This window comes from Coleofasciculus sp. B1-GNL1-01, from assembly GCF_040220235.1.
GTDB lineage: Bacteria > Cyanobacteriota > Cyanobacteriia > Cyanobacteriales > Coleofasciculaceae > Coleofasciculus.
Genome location: NZ_JAVJTO010000102.1, coordinates 138,057 through 155,009 on the forward strand (window position 1 = coordinate 138,057; position 16,953 = coordinate 155,009).

Here is a 16,953-nt window from a genome sequence, read left to right on the forward strand (position 1 = left end):
GGGAACCGGGAACGGGGAACAGTGACAGGATGAGACAGGGCGGGTTTTGGTCGAAATATTATCGGTTTCACTATTAATTTTGTTCCTAAACCCGCCCCTACATTCCATCTTATTTATCAATATTCTATTTATCAATAGAACCGAAAATCGAAATTGGATCGGAAAATAGACCCGATTTTCCGGCGCGTCACCTTACCTTGCCGATATTAACATTCCACATCGGTAGGGGCGGGTTTAGGGATTCAATCGGGAAACCCACCTCAAACCCAACAACGAAACCCGCCCTATTCCCCACCTACAATTAATCCCTAACCCGATATGTTTTACACCGCGATCGCGCTAAAGTGACAGGAGGAGACAGGGCGGGTTTTGGTCGAAAGGTTATGGGTTTCACTATTATTTTTGTTCCTAAACCCGCCCCTACATTAAGGCTTATCTGTCGATCCTCGCCAAACAATCAACGCTTCAGATGTTCTTCTAACAACTGTTGGGCGCGAGGCTTATAAATGAGATAGAACAATGACTCAATATACCGCAACAAATCCTCCCGTTTTTCTTTCGAGGTGTAATTCCAAAACCCATAAATCCGCGCCAAGGATAACAGGCGGCTGGTGTGAATCTTCCAGGTATAAGTACTGTACACCCGTTCCATTCCCTGATTGGAAATCTCTAACCAATAATCGGGATTTTGTTCACATTTAGAGAGAAAATCCAAAATCTTCTCAGCCGTCTCTTCCAGATTCGTGGGGTTAATTAAGAACCCATTCACCTTATCCTGAATAATCTCCAACGGACCCCCAAACTGGGTGCCAAACGTTGGTAACCCGGAAATCATCGCTTCTAAAATCGTCAAACCAAACGCTTCAAACAGTGCAGGTTGAACAAAAATTCCTCGGTGATCCGCAATCACGCGATAGATTTCCCCGGAATCCCGCTTCGGTAAGCGCACGCCTAACCAGCGAATTTTCCCATGTAAATTGTACTCGTCGATCAGACGATAGAGTTTAACAATTTCATCCCGTTCTTCGTTATCTGTCGAGTCTTCCGTGCGTAATTTCCCGGCGACGAAAATCAGGTTACACTGCTCTTGTAACGCTTTACTCTTACCAAAACACTCCGTTAACCCGGTGAGATTTTTAATCCGGTCAAGACGCGCTATTGAGAAGAGAGGACGCTTTGTCGGATCATCTAACTTACCATAGACTTGAGACGGATCATCTAAAGTAAACAGTAACTCCTCTAACCGTTCACAATCGCGAGGCACCCGATCCTGACTCCGAGTATACGGGAAGTAAACCTGTTCATTCACTCCCGGCGGCACCACATTAAACTTAGGTGAAAATAACTCAATTCCATTCACCACATGATACAAATCCGGCATGGTAAAATTCTGGTAGGATTCATACTGACCCACACTATCCGGCTTACCGACAATCTCTTGATAGGTACTGCTGATAATAAAGTTTGCCGCATTCATGGCAATCAAATCAGCCGTAAATTGAATCGAGAAATGATATTGGTCTTCTAATTCCTGCCAGTAGAGATTACTGAATAGGTATTTAGACTTTTCCAAGGCGTGAGCGACAATACACTGGGTTACATCCATGCGGCGAGACAGGAGAAATGCCACCAAATTGCCGTCTGAATAGTTGCCAACAATGAAATCAGGAACCCCTTGAAATTCTGCCCGGAGTTCTTTTTCCGCATCAATTGCATACGTTTCCAGATAGGGCCAAATTTCAAACCGAGAAATCCAGTTCTGGGTATAGTTGGGATTAAATTCTCGGAAGGGAACCCGCAAGATCCAAGCATTATCCGTGCCATGAACTTTTTCTAGGCGTTCGTTGCAGCGTGTGCCATCATTGTTGGGAATTAACCGGGATAAGATAATAACTTTGGGCTTGACATTTAGCAACTCTAACCCAGCCAGTTTAATATCTTCTTGCAGTTGCTTTTCCAAACTCCGAGCCTGATCCAGGACATAAACCACTTGACCCCCGGTATCGGGACGCCCTAAAACGCCTTCTTGTCCAAACCACCCATGAATTGAAACTAAGACAATCCGGAAAATCATCGGGATACGGGACAGAAATTCTTCTAATCCCTGGTGATCGGGAGAATCAATCAGTTCATCCAGGATTTCTAGGGTTTCTCGGACGCGACTGGCGGTATTCCCCCAACCTGCTTCAAACCCCATGTCTTGCAGCTTGAAACGAAAACTTTCATAAGGTTCATTCTCGGCGCGATCGCTAACAAATCCCAGGGCTAATTTTACCTGATCAGAAAGCTGCTGTTGGCTTTTAATCCGCCCGTTAATTAGCAGTTGAGTCCCTTGTACTTCATGGAGACTGAGGAAATTAAATAACGATTCTTGCCATTGGCGCGGATCTTGAAACAGTTTACTGGATAGGAAGCGATTCAGGAACTGAACTCCCTTACCAATGTTTTTCGAGTCCCGAATAATCGGACTATAATCATAAAAGGGTTTAAAATCCAGTTCCAGGACATCCCCTTCATTGGGACGATAATGATTGACAAAGCGATCGCGCACATCGAGCAGTTGTTGAATCGCGATCGGCTCAACGGTTAAGTCTTCTAGAATTTGAAACGCTTCTTGTTCGGCAATCTTGGGTCGGATGATTAGATAAAGACTTTCTTCATCGAGGATAATTTCCTGGGTGTAATAAATCAGTCGTCCTAGATTCGAGGAATGATAAAAATAGTCCGGTTTTTGTTGGTCAGCGCAGTATTTACTAAAGTCAGACAGAATATCGTTTCGCAGTAGATACCGTGGACCAGATTGTTTTAATTGGCTAGCAAATTGACGTAAATCATTGCGTTCTTCACAATCGAGTACATTCTGGATTAAATTGAGCATTACAATGTCCCAAGCAGAAATTCAAACAGGATAGACGTCGGGAGATATGACTCCGGAAAAACGCCCTACTCCAAAGCGGTAACAGCAGAGTAACCACTTTTTTTCGGGCGCGGGGTAACAGGGGTAATTGAACAGGTCAGTGAATAAACACCTTGCTGCACGAGTGCTTTATACGGTTGAGCCACCCAGAAAAAAGCAAGCAATCTTTACAAATCGTAAAGCTGCCCATACTTTTGCCGGATATAACGGATGAATGGGGCGATGTGCAAATCTGCACCCGTGACGCCCTTGATTAATTCAGCCGCTGTGTACTTGCAACCGTGTTGGTATATGTTTTCTCTTAACCAATTATGCAAGGTACTGAATTGTCCTTGCTCAATGTTAGCTAAGATTTCTGGATGAGCGGCTAAGGCGGCTTCAAAAAATTGGCTGCTCATCAAGTTGCCCAGGGTGTAGCATTGGAACATGCCCCCAATTTGACTGGTATACCAGTGAACATCTTGCAGAACGCCATCCATATCCGTTTCGGGGACAATGCCTAAATCAGACCGATACCGTTCTCTCCAGGCTTCCGGTAAGTCTCGGACGGCTAATTTCCCTTCTAGCAAGTCCAGTTCTAAGTCAAAGCGAATCATCACATGGAGGTTGTACGTCACCTCATCTGCATCTGTGCGAATGAGCGATCGCACGACTTTGTTGATAGCTCGGTAGAATGTCTCTAAGGGAACATCCTTAAGCTGATGGGGAAACGCGGCTTGGAGTTGGGGATAGAAGAATTGCCAAAAGCCGCGACTGCGCCCGACGATATTTTCCCACAGCCGAGATTGGCTTTCATGAATACCCGCTGAAGTCCCACCCGCTAAGGGCGTTCCTTCCAAGGTTGGGCTAATCCCTTGTTCATACAACCCATGACCCATTTCATGAATACTACTAAACAGCGCCTGTCCTAAGTCATTGTCGTAGACGCGAGTGGTAATTCGGACATCCTCTGTAGAGAAGTTAATCATAAAGGGGTGATGGGTTTGATCTTGTCGTCCCCGTTGGAAATCATACCCCAACTGCTCAATGATTTTTAAGGTAAAGGCTAACTGATCTTGAGCCGGATAATACTGATGCAAACACCGATCATCCGTCATCGGTTGAGCGGTAATCGCTTCCACAATCGGCACTAATTCGTCTCGCAACTGGGCAAACAGCGATCGCAAAAAGCCAGCTTGCATCCCATAATCGGCAAAATCAATTAACGGATCAGCAATATGGTCATATCCAGGGAAAAAGTTCGCCAATTCCCGGCTCAACTCCAGGGTTTTTTCCAGATAGGGTTCAACAGCCGCAAAATTATTTTCTGGCCGCGCCGCCACCCACGCCCCATACGTATCGGTGCGATGGCGAGAAAACTTTGCCATAAACGTGGCGGGAACCCGCGCTGCCCGCTCATATTTGCGACGGGTAACCCGCACTAAACTGGCTTCATCCGAGTCGTAGGGCAAACTGGCTTCTAGGGAGCGTAAGTCCTCTAGAAGCTCACCCATGGCTGGATCAGTAAATTTGCTATGAGAAATTTGTTGCAACGTTGCTAACTGTCGTCCGCGAGCGGCTGCGCCTTTGGGCGGCATATAGGTTGCCTGATCCCAATACAACAAAGACGCGGCGGCTTCGATATCATTAATCTCACTCAGGCGGGTTTTCAGCTCTAGGAGTTTGGTTTCTGTCTTTTCGATAGTCTGCATAGTCGGTGGGTGATGCTGTAGTATTGGCTTTAGGAGACATTGTTGGAAATGTTTCCCAGATTAGTAAATGTACACCTGACAATCGAAAAGGAGAATCATCCCTAACTGGCAGGGAACGAACAGCTAGGCTGAACTCTAGGCTCTCACACTGACTCTCGTGCTTAACTACGGTAACTTAACGGCAATGGATACATTCGTTGAGTGATAGCGTTGGAAATGGTTGACCCTGATCCGGTGGAGAATGATTAAACTATCTCTCTACCTTAATCCATTACGCTTAAGACTTTTGCTGATCGACAGACCAATATTGTGCCATTTCTCTGCGACTTCCGCATTGGTCGCTGATGCTGTAGTTCTATGAAGTGAAGACAATGTAGCGCTACGCGCCAGGGAATAGGCAATAGGCAATAGGCAATAGGGTAATGGGTTATAGAAATTTTGTCTCCCAGCTCCCCCAGCTCCCCCAGCTCCCCCATCTCCCCTTAGGGTTCCCGATACAATTCAGGCATAGGTTCTTTCTCAATCCGATAAATCTTAAAGCCCCGTTTAATGCAATTATCCAGGGCGTAGGGGCTATCCAGATTGCTGGTATGAATCCAGAGGCGTTGTGTGCCTTTGTTCCAAGCGTAAGCAATCCCATGGCTGAGTAAATGCTTGCCTAACCCCCGCCCAAGATAGTTTTCGCGCAACCCAAAGTAGACAATTTCTGTCGAGTAGAACCGACCCGACGGTCCCTCTCGACGCTTGACCAACTCAATGTATCCGGCGGGCGCTCCATTGACATAGAGAACATGAATACTGGTTTCCGAAGCGGTGAGAATCTCTTGCAGTTCTTCATCCGAGTAGGATAAGCGATCGCGCCAACGCCAGGGTTTGCCTACGGTACTGTACAGGAAACGATAGAAGGCAACATCAGGCGTATCCATACACATCATTTTTATCCCATCCGGGTAGTTGAGATACGCCGGACGGAATTGAGTTGGATCAGTCATCTGGAGATAGGTGATCACCAGAGTATCCGGAATAGGTGTTATGGGAGGAGAGTTCAAAGACACCGGAATTTGAGTGCTGTTGGGACATGTTGCCGCCTGAGAAACCGATACAGCCATCGCAATTCACAATCTGCTTAACTATTCATTAACGTTGGGCGATTTGACCGATGGGGCAGCAGTTTATGACTTACACTGTATTCTACGGTGGAATGATTATGATTAAGGATTGCTCCTGCTGTTTGTTGCCGAGGTCACATTTTCCACACCGAGTTGATATCACTATCAGGAAATGGCAGTACAGGATACCGATGCTGTCGGTTCAGACAACGCGAGTTTACCCATCACTGACTCTCTACAACCCAACTTACCCCAATTTTACGTCTATTTTTCTTCCAGTGTAATTTTAACTCAGGTCAATTCGTATTTATTTAAGAATTTATCAGGAGATTCTTTTTTTTTAAGTATATACAAATACATTCTCCCTGAACCCAATCCCTGTTTTCGCCCAAAGTCCATTGGATTTGCTGGCATTTAGGCAATGGCAGTCAAACCCGGATTGAACTTTAGGCAGTTATTTTGTGATCCGCAACGCCCGATAACGGTTCATTGGTCACCGGACATTGTTGATGCCGATCACTGCTTACTGAGTCTCGTAAATGTAGTCTTGCAACGCTTTCACATCTAAAGGCTGAGACTTCAAGGAACGAATTGCCCCGGCTGTTGCCTTCGCCCCCGCAATCGTGGTAACAAGTGGGATTTTGTAAGTCAGTGCGGTGCGCCGAATTAACCGACCATCGGCTTGGGCATCTTCTCCGGTTGGGGTATTAATAATCAACTGGATCTGCTTATTTTTAATCGCATCCAAGACATGGGGACGCCCTTGATGCAGTTTCAGGATTAAATCAACCTGCAAGCCTTGATCCTTAAGGGCTTGGCGTGTCCCTTCCGTGGCAATGACAGTAAAGCCCAAGTCCATCAAGTCTCGCACCACCGGGACAACATTGGCTTTATCCCGGTTATTGGTGGAGACAAAAACAGTACCTGAAAGGGGTAAACGCTGACCGGCGGCTAATTCTGCCTTGGCAAATGCCTTACCAAAGTCTGTATCAATCCCCATCACTTCACCAGTAGACCGCATTTCTGGTCCGAGGATGACATCGGTACCGGGGAATTTATCAAAGGGCAAGACGGCTTCTTTTACGGCAATGTGCTGGAGTTGAGGTTCGCGAGTTAAACCCAGGGCTTCTAGGGTTTCTCCTGCCATGATCCGGGACGCCAAAGCCGCTAGAGGGACACCGGTGGCTTTGGAGACATAAGGAACAGTACGCGACGCCCTCGGGTTGGCTTCCAGGATGTAAACGGTTTCCCCTTGCACCGCAAACTGGATATTCATCAAGCCGATGACTTTCAACTTTGTGGCTAATTGATGGGTACTGGTGCGAATCGTTTCCATTGCTGTGGGACTCAGGGAAATAAACGGAACCGAACATGCTGAGTCGCCAGAGTGAATCCCGGCTTGTTCGATATGTTCCATGATGCCACCAATCACCACGCGCCCGGTATGATCCGCGATCGCATCCACATCAACTTCAATGGCATTTTCCAAGAATTTATCAATCAGAATCGGGTGTTCCGGTTCAACTTGCACCGCAAAAGTCATATACCGTTCCAACTCTAGGTCAGAATAGACAATTTCCATTGCCCGTCCACCCAGGACGTAGGAGGGGCGCACTACCACCGGGTAACCGATGCGCTTAGCAATGTCCAACGCCTCCTCATAACTGCGGGCGATGCCGTTGGGAGGCTGTTTGATATCCAGTTGGCGCAGGATTTGTTCAAAGCGTTCCCGATCTTCGGCAATATCAATGGAGTCGGGAGAAGTTCCCCAGATTTTGGTGGGAGCGGAGGTAGGGATTTCGGGATTGTTTAAAAACTCTTGGAGGGGAACGGCGAGTTTTAATGGAGTTTGACCGCCAAACTGGATGATAATCCCTTCTGGCTTCTCAGTTTCAATGATATTGAGAACGTCTTCTTTGGTCAGGGGTTCAAAGTAAAGGCGATCGCTGGTGTCGTAGTCTGTGGAAACGGTTTCGGGGTTGGAATTGACCATAATCGTCTCAAACCCTTCTTTGGCGAGGGCATAAGCCGCATGACAGCAACAGTAGTCAAACTCAATTCCCTGTCCAATCCGGTTGGGTCCCCCACCGAGAATCATCACCTTGCGCTTATCGGAGGGGATGACTTCGGTTTCTTCTTCGTAGGTGGAATAGTAATAGGGGGTGAGGGCTTCAAATTCGGCGGCGCAGGTATCCACGACTTTATAAACGGCGACAACCCCCAGTTGCTTACGATAGGTTCGCACCTCATCTTCGCTGGTTTTCGTGGCGAAGGCAATTTGGCGATCGCTATACCCTTGGCGTTTGATATACAAAAGCTGTTCTTTTGTCAAGTTTTTTAAGGGAGTACGCTTGATGAATTTTTCAGTTTCCAGTAAATCGGCAAACTTATCCAGGAACCAAGGGTCAATCCCGGTGAGTTCATAAATTTCTTCCACGGTCATGCCTAACTGTAAAGCATGACGTAGGGTAAAGATGCGATCAGGGTTAGGAGTCCGTAAGCCAGACCGGACTTGTTCCAGGGAGGGGAGTTTCTCGGCGCGATCGCATCCCCACCCGTAGCGTCCGATTTCCAGAGAACGCAAGGCTTTTTGACAGGATTCTTGGAACGTGCGTCCAATTGCCATGGCTTCCCCCACGGACTTCATCTGGGTGGTGAGTACGGGTTGGGCGTTGGGGAATTTTTCAAAGGTAAATCGGGGAATTTTGGTCACCACATAGTCAATCGTGGGTTCAAAGGAGGCGGGGGTTTTCTGAGTGATGTCGTTGGGAATCTCATCCAAGGTGTACCCTACCGCCAACTTCGCTGCAAACTTGGCGATTGGGAACCCTGTAGCTTTTGAGGCGAGGGCAGAACTACGGGAGACACGGGGGTTCATTTCAATGACAATCACGTCCCCGGAAACTGGATTGATGGCAAACTGAATATTTGAGCCACCCGTTTCCACGCCAATCTCCCGGATAATTTGAATCGAGTAATCCCGGAGTCGCTGATATTCTTTATCAGTGAGGGTTTGGGCGGGGGCGACGGTAATCGAGTCCCCCGTGTGGACGCCCATCGGGTCAAGGTTCTCGATTGAACAGATAATGACGACGTTATCGGCGAGATCCCGCATCACCTCTAACTCATATTCTTTCCATCCCAGCAGCGACTGTTCTACGATGATTTGAGATACGGGGGAGGCATCTAACCCCGCTTGTGCCATTTCTTCGTATTCTTCCTGGTTATAGGCAATGCCGCCGCCTGTCCCGCCTAACGTATAGGCTGGACGAATAATCAGGGGGTAAGTGCCAATGCGTTGGGCAAGGGCTTTGGCTTCATCCAGGTTACTGGCGATTCCGGAGGGACAGACTGGAATCCCAATGCGTCCCATGGCGTCTTTGAAAAGCTGGCGGTCTTCTGCCATTTCGATGGCATCAAGTTTAGCACCAATGAGATCAACGCCGTATTTATCCAGAACCCCGTTTTTTGCCAGCGTTACGGCAACATTCAAACCCGTCTGACCCCCCATCGTTGGCAATAGGGCGTCTGGGCGTTCATTGGCAATCACCTTCTCCACAATTTCCGGAGTCAGGGGTTCAATGTAAGTACGGTCTGCGGTGTCTGGGTCGGTCATGATCGTGGCTGGATTGGAGTTAACCAGTACCACTTCGTAGCCTTCCTGTTGGAGGGCTTTACACGCCTGAGTTCCAGAGTAGTCAAACTCACAGGCTTGTCCAATAACAATGGGACCAGAACCCAAGATCAGGATTTTGTGAAGATCGTCGCGGCGAGGCATAAGTGTCGGTGATTGCGTGACTATTCTTGAATCCTGTTTATTTTATATGGTTTGAGGGAAATTCGTCGCGGCAGTTATGTTGGGATTTGATGACTTAGGGGAGTTTGGGTAACACAGATTTCTCTGAATTTATTGGGAGGTTAGGGGTGGGGAGGTGGACTGTTGATAGCACTGATTGCACTGAGGCATTAGTAGAGAGGGGACACAGGATTAAAGGATGATTACGATGGTATCTCGTCTAAGGGCTGACTGTGCGATCGCGCTCTGTTTATCCTTAATTCGACCGACAGGCGATCACACTTCATTTCAACCCTAATGCGATCGCACTGTGAAATATCTGATCGGCTGATCATTAAGATTGCTATAATCGACTAGATTCTACGGGTTGGAGTCTCTCAATGACATCACTATCAAACCAGCGTCAGATCCGTATTACTAAGGTGGAGATGAGATCGGCTAAATCGGATGCAGTCTATTGGCATACTCAACCCTATGCGGCGCGTCTGGCGGCATTAGAGTCCATTCGCCAAGAGTTTGTGGGTTGGAAATACGGTGCTAAACCAAGATTTCAAAGAGTTTATACAATCGTTAAACGATAATCAGGTTCGTTATCTGGTGATTGGGGGATATGCGGTGGCGCTGCATGGCTATCCTCGCTACACGAAAGATATTGATATTTGGATTGAGATGTCGCTGGATAATGCTAATCGTATGATACAGGCGTTGCAGGAATTTGGATTTGCCTCTGTTGATTTACAGCCTCAAGATTTTATGGTATCCGATCAGGTGATTCAGTTAGGATATCCGCCAAACCGAATTGATTTGTTAACCACACCGGATGGGGTGGATTTTGCCACCTGTTATGCAGCAAGGCTTGAGATTGAGCTCGCGGGTGTATTAGTGAACTTCATTGATTTAGAAAATTTGCGCGTCAATAAGCGGGCGTCGGGACGATTGCAAGATCTGGCGGATTTGGAAAATTTAGAAGCTTCTCCTCAGGACGAATAGAGCAGATTGAGTTCGTTTAGGTTTCAACCTTTGCTGACCATAAGAAATGATCTGACCATAATTTTCGTGCCGCAGGAGCACCGTTTTATGTTTGGATGGTGCGTTACACTTCGTTAACGCACCCTACAGCTAGCTAAGCACCAGCGACTTTCGTCCAACCCATTGTTATGTGGCATTATCGCGTAGTCGTTTGAAGTACACCAGTTCCGGATCGCCGTCGTCCAGGTTTTCGATGAGGCCACTTCGAGCAAATTCCAGCGTTGCCAACAGCCGCTGCATCGGGACATTGGATTGATTCGTCGATGTGAACAGTTTGGGTGTGCGGCATTCGTTGATCAAGTGGCGGATCAACGAAGAACCGATTCCCTGACCCCTGAATTGCGGATGGACGTAGAGCATTTCAATCCAACCGTTGTCGTAGAACTTGTAGTTCAGGACGGCGTAGGCCACGACGTTCGCGTCGATGACGGCGATGTAACACGCGGACGATTCGATTTGCTCGTGAATAAACTGGACGCGTGCAACGTCAGATGCGGCGACGTGATCGAACCCGATGATCGCATCTGCATCGGTCGTTGTGGCGATTCGCAATTCCATAGGAGTATCGCAAGTCACATAACTATTCATTATTTGACAAATTCGGCTAATTGTGGTTTCAAGTCTTGAGTCGTGTTTACTGTCGTGACTAGGGATTGTTCCGCCTCGGTGAAGGGTTCAGTTAAATGTGGGGATGGTGCGTTACACTTGCGTTTCTGTTGAAATATCTGCGAAATGTAGGGTTGACTCAATTTTCGGTTGGGCGACAACAGGATGGGGTCGAGATTGCGCGGGTATCGGTTGGATATCCGATTTTTTATTCGCGTTTGCAGGTTTGGGGAGGGATTGATGGGTGGACATGATAATGATAATTAGGTATAGGCGATGGGAATAGAACCAGGTTAACAAGTCCCCCGATGATGGGTCAGCCTCGGTTTGATAAATCTTTATATCCTTGGGCATAAAAAAATCCCAGAACCAACCGTAGGGGCGCACCGACGTGCGCCCTTTGACGTGCGCCCTTTGCCGACGCACTGACGTGTGTCCAGATAACCCTGGTATTCCAAATAACGAACGTGCGATCGCTTTACCCAAGTAAGGGTTTGAGACTTGTTTACAAAACTTAGTACAGAGCCGTTTTCTTTTGTCCGACTACTTATCAATAGGCTTTTAAGGGAAATTTAATATCTGAACGACCATTCAGGTGTTATGCTAAAAAAAAATATCTGAAGACTTGTTCAGATATTGAGTCAAACACTATCGTGGAGAGAAAGATGACAACTGCCACTCAAACGCAATGTGCCTGTGATTCCTGCGCGTGCATGGTGAGTACCGATTCAGCCGTGCAAAAAGACGGCAAATATTACTGTAGCGACGCTTGCGCTAACGGTCATCCCAACGGAGCTGGCTGTGGGCATTCTGGTTGTGAATGTCACGCTTAATCGGGCGCATTTTCAGGGATTGCCGATCTTATGGACAGATAGAAACCACTCCAGGTACAGAAGAATCGCTGTGTCTGGAGTGGTTCTTGTCTCTTCTTTGACAGAGGGTCAACATCGAGCGAAGTCGAGATGTTAAAACCATTGCAAGAAAGCCTATTCCCTATTGCCTCTCCCCACCACAAGACTTATTCAGCAGCCCCTAATTGAGATTGCCAATTTTGAGTCGTGTCCACTGTCGTGACTAGGGATTGTTCCGCCTCGGTGAAGGGTTCAGCCGTGGCTTGTTGGCGACTGAGTAAATCAGTAGTTGCATCAGATACATCTCCAGTGCGGGATGAGAGGCGATCGCGTAGGACTTCAATAGGGGCGGTGCAGTGTAGAATCCGCAAGGGTAACTGATGTGCCTGGGCTTGAGTGATCGCATCCCCTCGAAATGCCTGTCGATCATACTTCGCATCAAGAATCACCGGGAAGCCTTGCTGTGCTAACATGATGCCCAATTCCAACAGGCGATTGTATGTTTTCTGGTTCATCTGGGGAGTATACAGTTGATCAGATCCTTTTTGCTCCAACGGAATACCCGCTAAATGTTTCCGTACTGCATCAGATCGCAGGTGAATCGCTCCCAACTGCTGCGCCAATTGTCGCGCTACTGTACTTTTCCCCGAACCCGATAACCCGGACATAATCACAACTTGTCCGGAATTCGTTTTCGTGTAGTCCCAAGCCAACCGATAATAGTCGGCGGCTGTTTTCGCCGCATCTTGTTTCGTCTCCTCCGGAACCGCTGAATCATCCAATAAAAATGAGGTGACTTTCGCCCGCACATAAGCTTGGCGACATAAGTACAAAGGCAATACCTGTAACCCTTGCCAATCTCCAGTTTGCTCCAAATAGGTATTCAGAAACACATTCCCCAACTCCTTAGCCCCCCGCGCATCCAAATCCATCACTACAAAAGCGATATCGTACATCACATCCACAAAGCGGAACGGTTCATTAAATTCAATCCGATCAAACAGTTGAATCTTATCCTGCCACAGGCAAATATTTCTCAGATGCAAATCCCCGTGACATTCCCGAATCCGGTTATTGTCTAGGCGCTGTTCTAATAACGCCTCTCGTTGGGCAAAAAAGCGATCGCTAAATTGTTTCGTTTCTTGAAATTGCTCTTGGGTTTGCGCCCTACCAATATAGTTTTCCGTTTGCTGATAATTTTCGACAAATGCCTCACGAATTTTGGCAGGTGTACCGAAACTGCGGATATAGTCATTGGTTTGGCTTTGACCATGGAATTGAGCCACGACTCGTCCCAGGTTCTCCATATCCGTTGCCGTCAATTTGCCTTGCTCGAAGCGCGTGCTAAACAAGGCATCCTGGGGGAATTGGCGCATTTTCAAGGCATACTCTACAGTCTGAGAGTCATCCCCTAGAATCAAGCGATCGCCCTTTTGACTAATCGGCAAGACATCCAGATAAATCTCCGGTGCTTGGGGTTTATTCATCTGCAACTCTTGCCAACAGAAATGCTCTCGTTTCTCCAATGTGGAAAAATCTAAAAAGCTAAAGTTAACCGCTTTCTTGACTTTATAGGCATAATCCCCCGTGAGAAATACATAAGACACATGAGTCTGAATCAAATCAATCGGTGTTTGAACCGGATGAGGATAAAAATCCGGTTGCTTCATTTGATGAATTAGATCCGAAATAGGGCGTTGTGACATATCGCTTAATCTACACAAAAATAACTCTTATAACCAGTGATGAATAATAAAAAAGCCAGGGATAATCTAGTGTTCCCTGGCTCAAAAAACGATGTCTCTAACGTTAAATTTCTTCTTCTTCTTCTCCGTTCGCTAACAAGGACATTGCTTCATCCACCTCAGATTCTTCAGAGGGTTCAGCTGGCATCGTGGGCGCACCCAGGATATTAACAACAGTTCGTTGGGGATCATCCATCGCGGTAGCACCTGCTGGCAATAGAATTTCATGAACATGCAAGCTGGCACCGATATCCAAGTTGGAGATATCAACCTCAATGGCTTCTGGAATATTATCCGGAGCGCATTCAACTTGAAGTTCCGTCATCACATGTTCTAAAATGCCGCCTTGCTTCACGCCAAACGCTGTTCCCACCAAATTTACAGGTAAGGAGATTTGGATAGTATCCTGACTTGCCACTGAGAAAAAACTCAGGTGATAGAGGATTGGTTTCCAGGGATGAGTTTGTACTTCTCGCAGCAGCGCTTTTCCCTTCCAAGACAGGTCAGGAATGTTGACCTGAACAGCGGTATGATTAATATCAGCCTGCTTGAGTAAGGTTTCTGCGGCTTTAGCTTCAACCGTGAGTGCGACAGATTCAGCCCCCTTATGACCATAGAGTGTTGCTGGGATTAAACCCTCTCTACGTAAGGCTTTGGGCTTACTTCCCTCGGCTCGCTTGTGACATTCAACTTTAACTTCCATAGCTAATCTTTTGGCTCAAGTATTGGTGTTGGCGATTCTTTGTCAATCATTCGTCTTATGGTATGACATAAGACATAAGGCAAGTTATCCCGATGTTACCGGGATACCATTAGCGTCGAGTAATGCTCGTTTAGGTCCATGGATGGGATCTTCTACGATGATAGTCTGGTCACGGCTAGCACCTAAAGACACGAGTGCGATCGGCACTTCCATCAGTTCTGCCAGGAATTTTAGATAAGCTAGCGCCTGCTTGGGTAAATCTTCCAATGTCCGACAGTGAACGGTGGATTGTTGCCAACCGGGTAGAGTTTTATAGATGGGTTTACACTGAGCAAACCGACGTGAATTGCTGGGAAAATCCTCACAGCGTTGACCGTTGATTTCGTAGGCGACACAAACCTTTAGTTCTTCTAGGGTATCAAGAACATCAAGCTTGGTGATTGCCAGACAATCCATCCCATTGATGCGAACCGCATAGCGTCCAATGACCGCATCAAACCAACCGCAGCGACGGCGGCGTCCGGTTGTTGTCCCAAATTCCGCGCCGCGATCGCACAATAGTTGTCCCTGTTCGCCATGGAGTTCTGTAGGAAATGGTCCCTCACCGACACGGGTTGTATAGGCTTTAGCGACACCAATAACCCGATCAATCATCGTCGGTCCTACCCCTGCACCCACACAAGCACCACCTGCTACTGGGTTCGAGGAGGTGACATAGGGATAGGTTCCATGGTCTAGGTCAAGTAACGTCCCTTGCGCCCCTTCAAATAAGATATTGCGTCGTTGTTGAATCGCATCATAAATTTTGAGCGAACAGTCAACAACATGAGGACGTAATCGTTCAGCATAGGCGAGATACTGATCGATCACGGTAGTAGGGTCGAGGGGCGGTAAATTATAGAGTTTTTCTATAACAGCATTTTTATAATTAATTGTCCAATTAAGCTGTTTTCGCAGGATATCCGAGTCCATCAAATCGACAACCCGAATACCGATGCGCTCTGATTTATCCGCGTAAGTCGGACCAATTCCCCGACCTGTGGTGCCAATTTTATGGTTTCCCCGTCGCTCTTCCGATGCCTGGTCAATTAACCTATGGTAAGGCATGGTGACGTGGGCAGTTTCGGAAATTAGCAGCTTTTGGGTAGAAATGCCTAACTGTTCGAGTTGGTCGAGTTCACCAATCAGAACTTGGGGGTCAATTACTGTCCCCGAGCCGATAATACATTCTGTTTCTGGATATAAAATCCCAGAGGGAATCAGGTGCAGCTTAAAGGTTTGACCCTGAACCACAACGGTATGTCCCGCATTGACCCCCCCCTGGTAACGGACGACGACATCTGCGGACTTGCTTAGTAAGTCGGTGACTTTACCTTTTCCTTCATCGCCCCATTGGGCACCGATTACAACAACGTTAGCCAAGGGTTTATTATACGCGCTAAAGTTTACACAAATCACCATTATGTGCAGCAGGTGCGATCGCTGTCAATCGATTTGGTCATTCGTCATTCGTCATTTGTCATTCGTCATTCGTTGCTCCCCTCCCTCATCTTCCCACACCCGACACCCGACACCCGACACCCGACACCCGACACCCGACACCCGACACCCTACACCCTACACCGAAACCCTAGAAAACCTCCGGGACAAACGTTTGAGTAGACATAGGCGGACGGTGATACTCCAATTCTGGCTGTCGGGGGGGTAACTCAATCGGGTCTGGTGTTAAATCTTTATAGGGAATCAGACTTAACAGGTGAGAAATACAATTGAGACGGGCGCGTTTTTTCTCATCGGCTTCCACCACATACCAAGGTGATTGCTTAATATCCGTCGCCGCAAACATTTCATCCTTGGCTTTAGAATACTCCACCCAGCGAGCGCGAGACTCTAAATCCATCGGACTAAGTTTCCAGCGCTTGGTTGGATCTTCCATGCGGCTACGAAAACGGCGTTCTTGCTCATCGTCACTCACGGAAAACCAATACTTGATCAGAATAATTCCCGATCGCTGAATCATGCATTCAAATTCTGGACACGATCGCAGAAACTCCTGATACTCGTCATCCGTGCAAAACCCCATCACTCGTTCCACACCCGCTCGATTGTACCAACTGCGGTCAAACAGTACCATCTCCCCGGCGGCTGGCAAATATGGCACATAGCGTTGAAAATACCATTGAGTTTTCTCTCGCTCTGTGGGTGTACCCAGCGCCACCACTTTACACACACGGGGATTCAAGCATTCTGTAATCCGCTTGATCACGCCACCTTTTCCGGCTGCATCCCGCCCTTCAAAAACGACGACGACTTTTAATCCCTTTTGTTTAATCCATTCCTGTAATTTGACTAACTCAACCTGTAGCCGACGCAATTCCCGTTTGTAAACTTTCTTCTTCAATTTCTTGGATTTGCCTTTGTCGGTTTTCACTTTTTCTTTTTCTTTGACCAGGGAATTTGTTTGATCTGTCACTTTGTCGTTAGTTAACTTGTTGGACATTATTTA

Annotated in this window: 14 protein-coding genes; 4 read left to right on the plus strand and 10 right to left on the minus strand. The window is 47.3% G+C overall.

What is annotated here, in order from left to right; genetic code table 11:
* Positions 1 to 457: 457 nt before the first annotated feature.
* From RID53_RS25400 to RID53_RS25410, 3 genes are all read right to left on the minus strand, one after another.
* Positions 458 to 2,878, minus strand: coding sequence for a sucrose synthase (locus RID53_RS25400; protein ID WP_446390740.1), 2,421 nt, complete (start codon positions 2,876 to 2,878; stop codon positions 458 to 460).
* A gap of 206 nt (positions 2,879 to 3,084) precedes the next feature.
* Positions 3,085 to 4,608, minus strand: coding sequence for a carboxypeptidase M32 (locus RID53_RS25405; protein WP_446390741.1), 1,524 nt, complete (start codon positions 4,606 to 4,608; stop codon positions 3,085 to 3,087).
* Between the two features lie 482 nt (positions 4,609 to 5,090).
* Entirely contained in the window at positions 5,091 to 5,717 is a 627-nt protein-coding gene (locus tag RID53_RS25410; RefSeq protein WP_446390742.1) for a GNAT family N-acetyltransferase, read from the minus strand.
* 172 nt (positions 5,718 to 5,889) lie between these two features.
* Here RID53_RS25410 and RID53_RS25415 point away from each other — a divergent pair, with 172 nt between their 5' ends.
* Entirely contained in the window at positions 5,890 to 6,135 is a 246-nt protein-coding gene (locus RID53_RS25415; protein ID WP_446390743.1) for a hypothetical protein, read from the plus strand.
* A 105-nt stretch (positions 6,136 to 6,240) separates the two neighbouring features.
* On the opposite strand, the gene carB is transcribed toward RID53_RS25415, so the two are convergent.
* Complete coding sequence (gene carB, locus RID53_RS25420; protein ID WP_446390744.1) at positions 6,241 to 9,495, minus strand: carbamoyl-phosphate synthase large subunit; 3,255 nt, start codon at positions 9,493 to 9,495, stop codon at positions 6,241 to 6,243.
* A gap of 398 nt (positions 9,496 to 9,893) precedes the next feature.
* Between carB and RID53_RS25425 the strand changes: the two genes are divergently transcribed.
* Together RID53_RS25425 and RID53_RS25430 are read left to right on the plus strand one after the other, a co-directional pair.
* Positions 9,894 to 10,094 carry a hypothetical protein gene (locus tag RID53_RS25425; RefSeq protein WP_446390745.1) on the plus strand — a complete coding sequence of 67 codons (201 nt, stop codon included), beginning with the start codon at positions 9,894 to 9,896 and terminating at the stop codon, positions 10,092 to 10,094.
* Complete coding sequence (locus tag RID53_RS25430; protein ID WP_446390746.1) at positions 10,048 to 10,503, plus strand: DUF6036 family nucleotidyltransferase; 456 nt, start codon at positions 10,048 to 10,050, stop codon at positions 10,501 to 10,503. Before RID53_RS25425 ends, RID53_RS25430 begins: the two co-directional genes overlap by 47 nt.
* Before the next feature lie 165 nt (positions 10,504 to 10,668).
* On the opposite strand, the gene RID53_RS25435 is transcribed toward RID53_RS25430, so the two are convergent.
* A complete protein-coding gene (locus RID53_RS25435; protein ID WP_446390747.1) occupies positions 10,669 to 11,100 on the minus strand; it encodes a GNAT family N-acetyltransferase in 432 nt (143 codons plus the stop codon).
* A 141-nt stretch (positions 11,101 to 11,241) separates the two neighbouring features.
* A complete protein-coding gene (locus RID53_RS25440; RefSeq protein ID WP_157453368.1) occupies positions 11,242 to 11,634 on the minus strand; it encodes a hypothetical protein in 393 nt (130 codons plus the stop codon).
* Positions 11,635 to 11,813: 179 nt separating this feature from the next.
* Here RID53_RS25440 and RID53_RS25445 point away from each other — a divergent pair, with 179 nt between their 5' ends.
* Positions 11,814 to 11,981 (plus strand): metallothionein, encoded by a 168-nt coding sequence (locus RID53_RS25445; protein WP_071777264.1) that lies wholly within the window; start codon positions 11,814 to 11,816, stop codon positions 11,979 to 11,981.
* A 185-nt stretch (positions 11,982 to 12,166) separates the two neighbouring features.
* Here RID53_RS25445 and RID53_RS25450 read toward each other — a convergent pair whose 3' ends face one another.
* The 4 genes from RID53_RS25450 to ppk2 all read right to left on the minus strand — a co-directional run bounded on the left by RID53_RS25450 (position 12,167) and on the right by ppk2 (position 16,947).
* Positions 12,167 to 13,705 (minus strand): bifunctional aminoglycoside phosphotransferase/ATP-binding protein, encoded by a 1,539-nt coding sequence (locus RID53_RS25450; protein WP_446390748.1) that lies wholly within the window; start codon positions 13,703 to 13,705, stop codon positions 12,167 to 12,169.
* A gap of 103 nt (positions 13,706 to 13,808) precedes the next feature.
* Positions 13,809 to 14,447 carry a 50S ribosomal protein L25/general stress protein Ctc gene (locus RID53_RS25455; protein WP_446390749.1) on the minus strand — a complete coding sequence of 213 codons (639 nt, stop codon included), beginning with the start codon at positions 14,445 to 14,447 and terminating at the stop codon, positions 13,809 to 13,811.
* Positions 14,448 to 14,531: 84 nt separating this feature from the next.
* Positions 14,532 to 15,869 (minus strand): adenylosuccinate synthase, encoded by a 1,338-nt coding sequence (locus RID53_RS25460; RefSeq protein WP_446390750.1) that lies wholly within the window; start codon positions 15,867 to 15,869, stop codon positions 14,532 to 14,534.
* Positions 15,870 to 16,077: 208 nt separating this feature from the next.
* Positions 16,078 to 16,947, minus strand: coding sequence for a polyphosphate kinase 2 (gene ppk2, locus RID53_RS25465; protein ID WP_446390751.1), 870 nt, complete (start codon positions 16,945 to 16,947; stop codon positions 16,078 to 16,080).
* Positions 16,948 to 16,953: the final 6 nt, after the last annotated feature.

Bases quoted from the DNA above. Each gene is read 5' to 3' on its own strand.
- ppk2 (WP_446390751.1), bottom strand. From the start codon at position 16,947: ATGTCCAACAAGTTAACTAACGACAAAGTGACAGATCAAACAAATTCC.
- carB (WP_446390744.1), bottom strand. From the start codon at position 9,495: ATGCCTCGCCGCGACGATCTTCACAAAATCCTGATCTTGGGTTCTGGT.
- RID53_RS25410 (WP_446390742.1), bottom strand. From the start codon at position 5,717: ATGGCTGTATCGGTTTCTCAGGCGGCAACATGTCCCAACAGCACTCAA.
- RID53_RS25415 (WP_446390743.1), top strand. From the start codon at position 5,890: ATGGCAGTACAGGATACCGATGCTGTCGGTTCAGACAACGCGAGTTTA.
- RID53_RS25450 (WP_446390748.1), bottom strand. From the start codon at position 13,705: ATGTCACAACGCCCTATTTCGGATCTAATTCATCAAATGAAGCAACCG.
- RID53_RS25435 (WP_446390747.1), bottom strand. From the start codon at position 11,100: ATGGAATTGCGAATCGCCACAACGACCGATGCAGATGCGATCATCGGG.
- RID53_RS25405 (WP_446390741.1), bottom strand. From the start codon at position 4,608: ATGCAGACTATCGAAAAGACAGAAACCAAACTCCTAGAGCTGAAAACC.
- RID53_RS25445 (WP_071777264.1), top strand. From the start codon at position 11,814: ATGACAACTGCCACTCAAACGCAATGTGCCTGTGATTCCTGCGCGTGC.
- RID53_RS25425 (WP_446390745.1), top strand. From the start codon at position 9,894: ATGACATCACTATCAAACCAGCGTCAGATCCGTATTACTAAGGTGGAG.
- RID53_RS25455 (WP_446390749.1), bottom strand. From the start codon at position 14,447: ATGGAAGTTAAAGTTGAATGTCACAAGCGAGCCGAGGGAAGTAAGCCC.
- RID53_RS25400 (WP_446390740.1), bottom strand. From the start codon at position 2,878: ATGCTCAATTTAATCCAGAATGTACTCGATTGTGAAGAACGCAATGAT.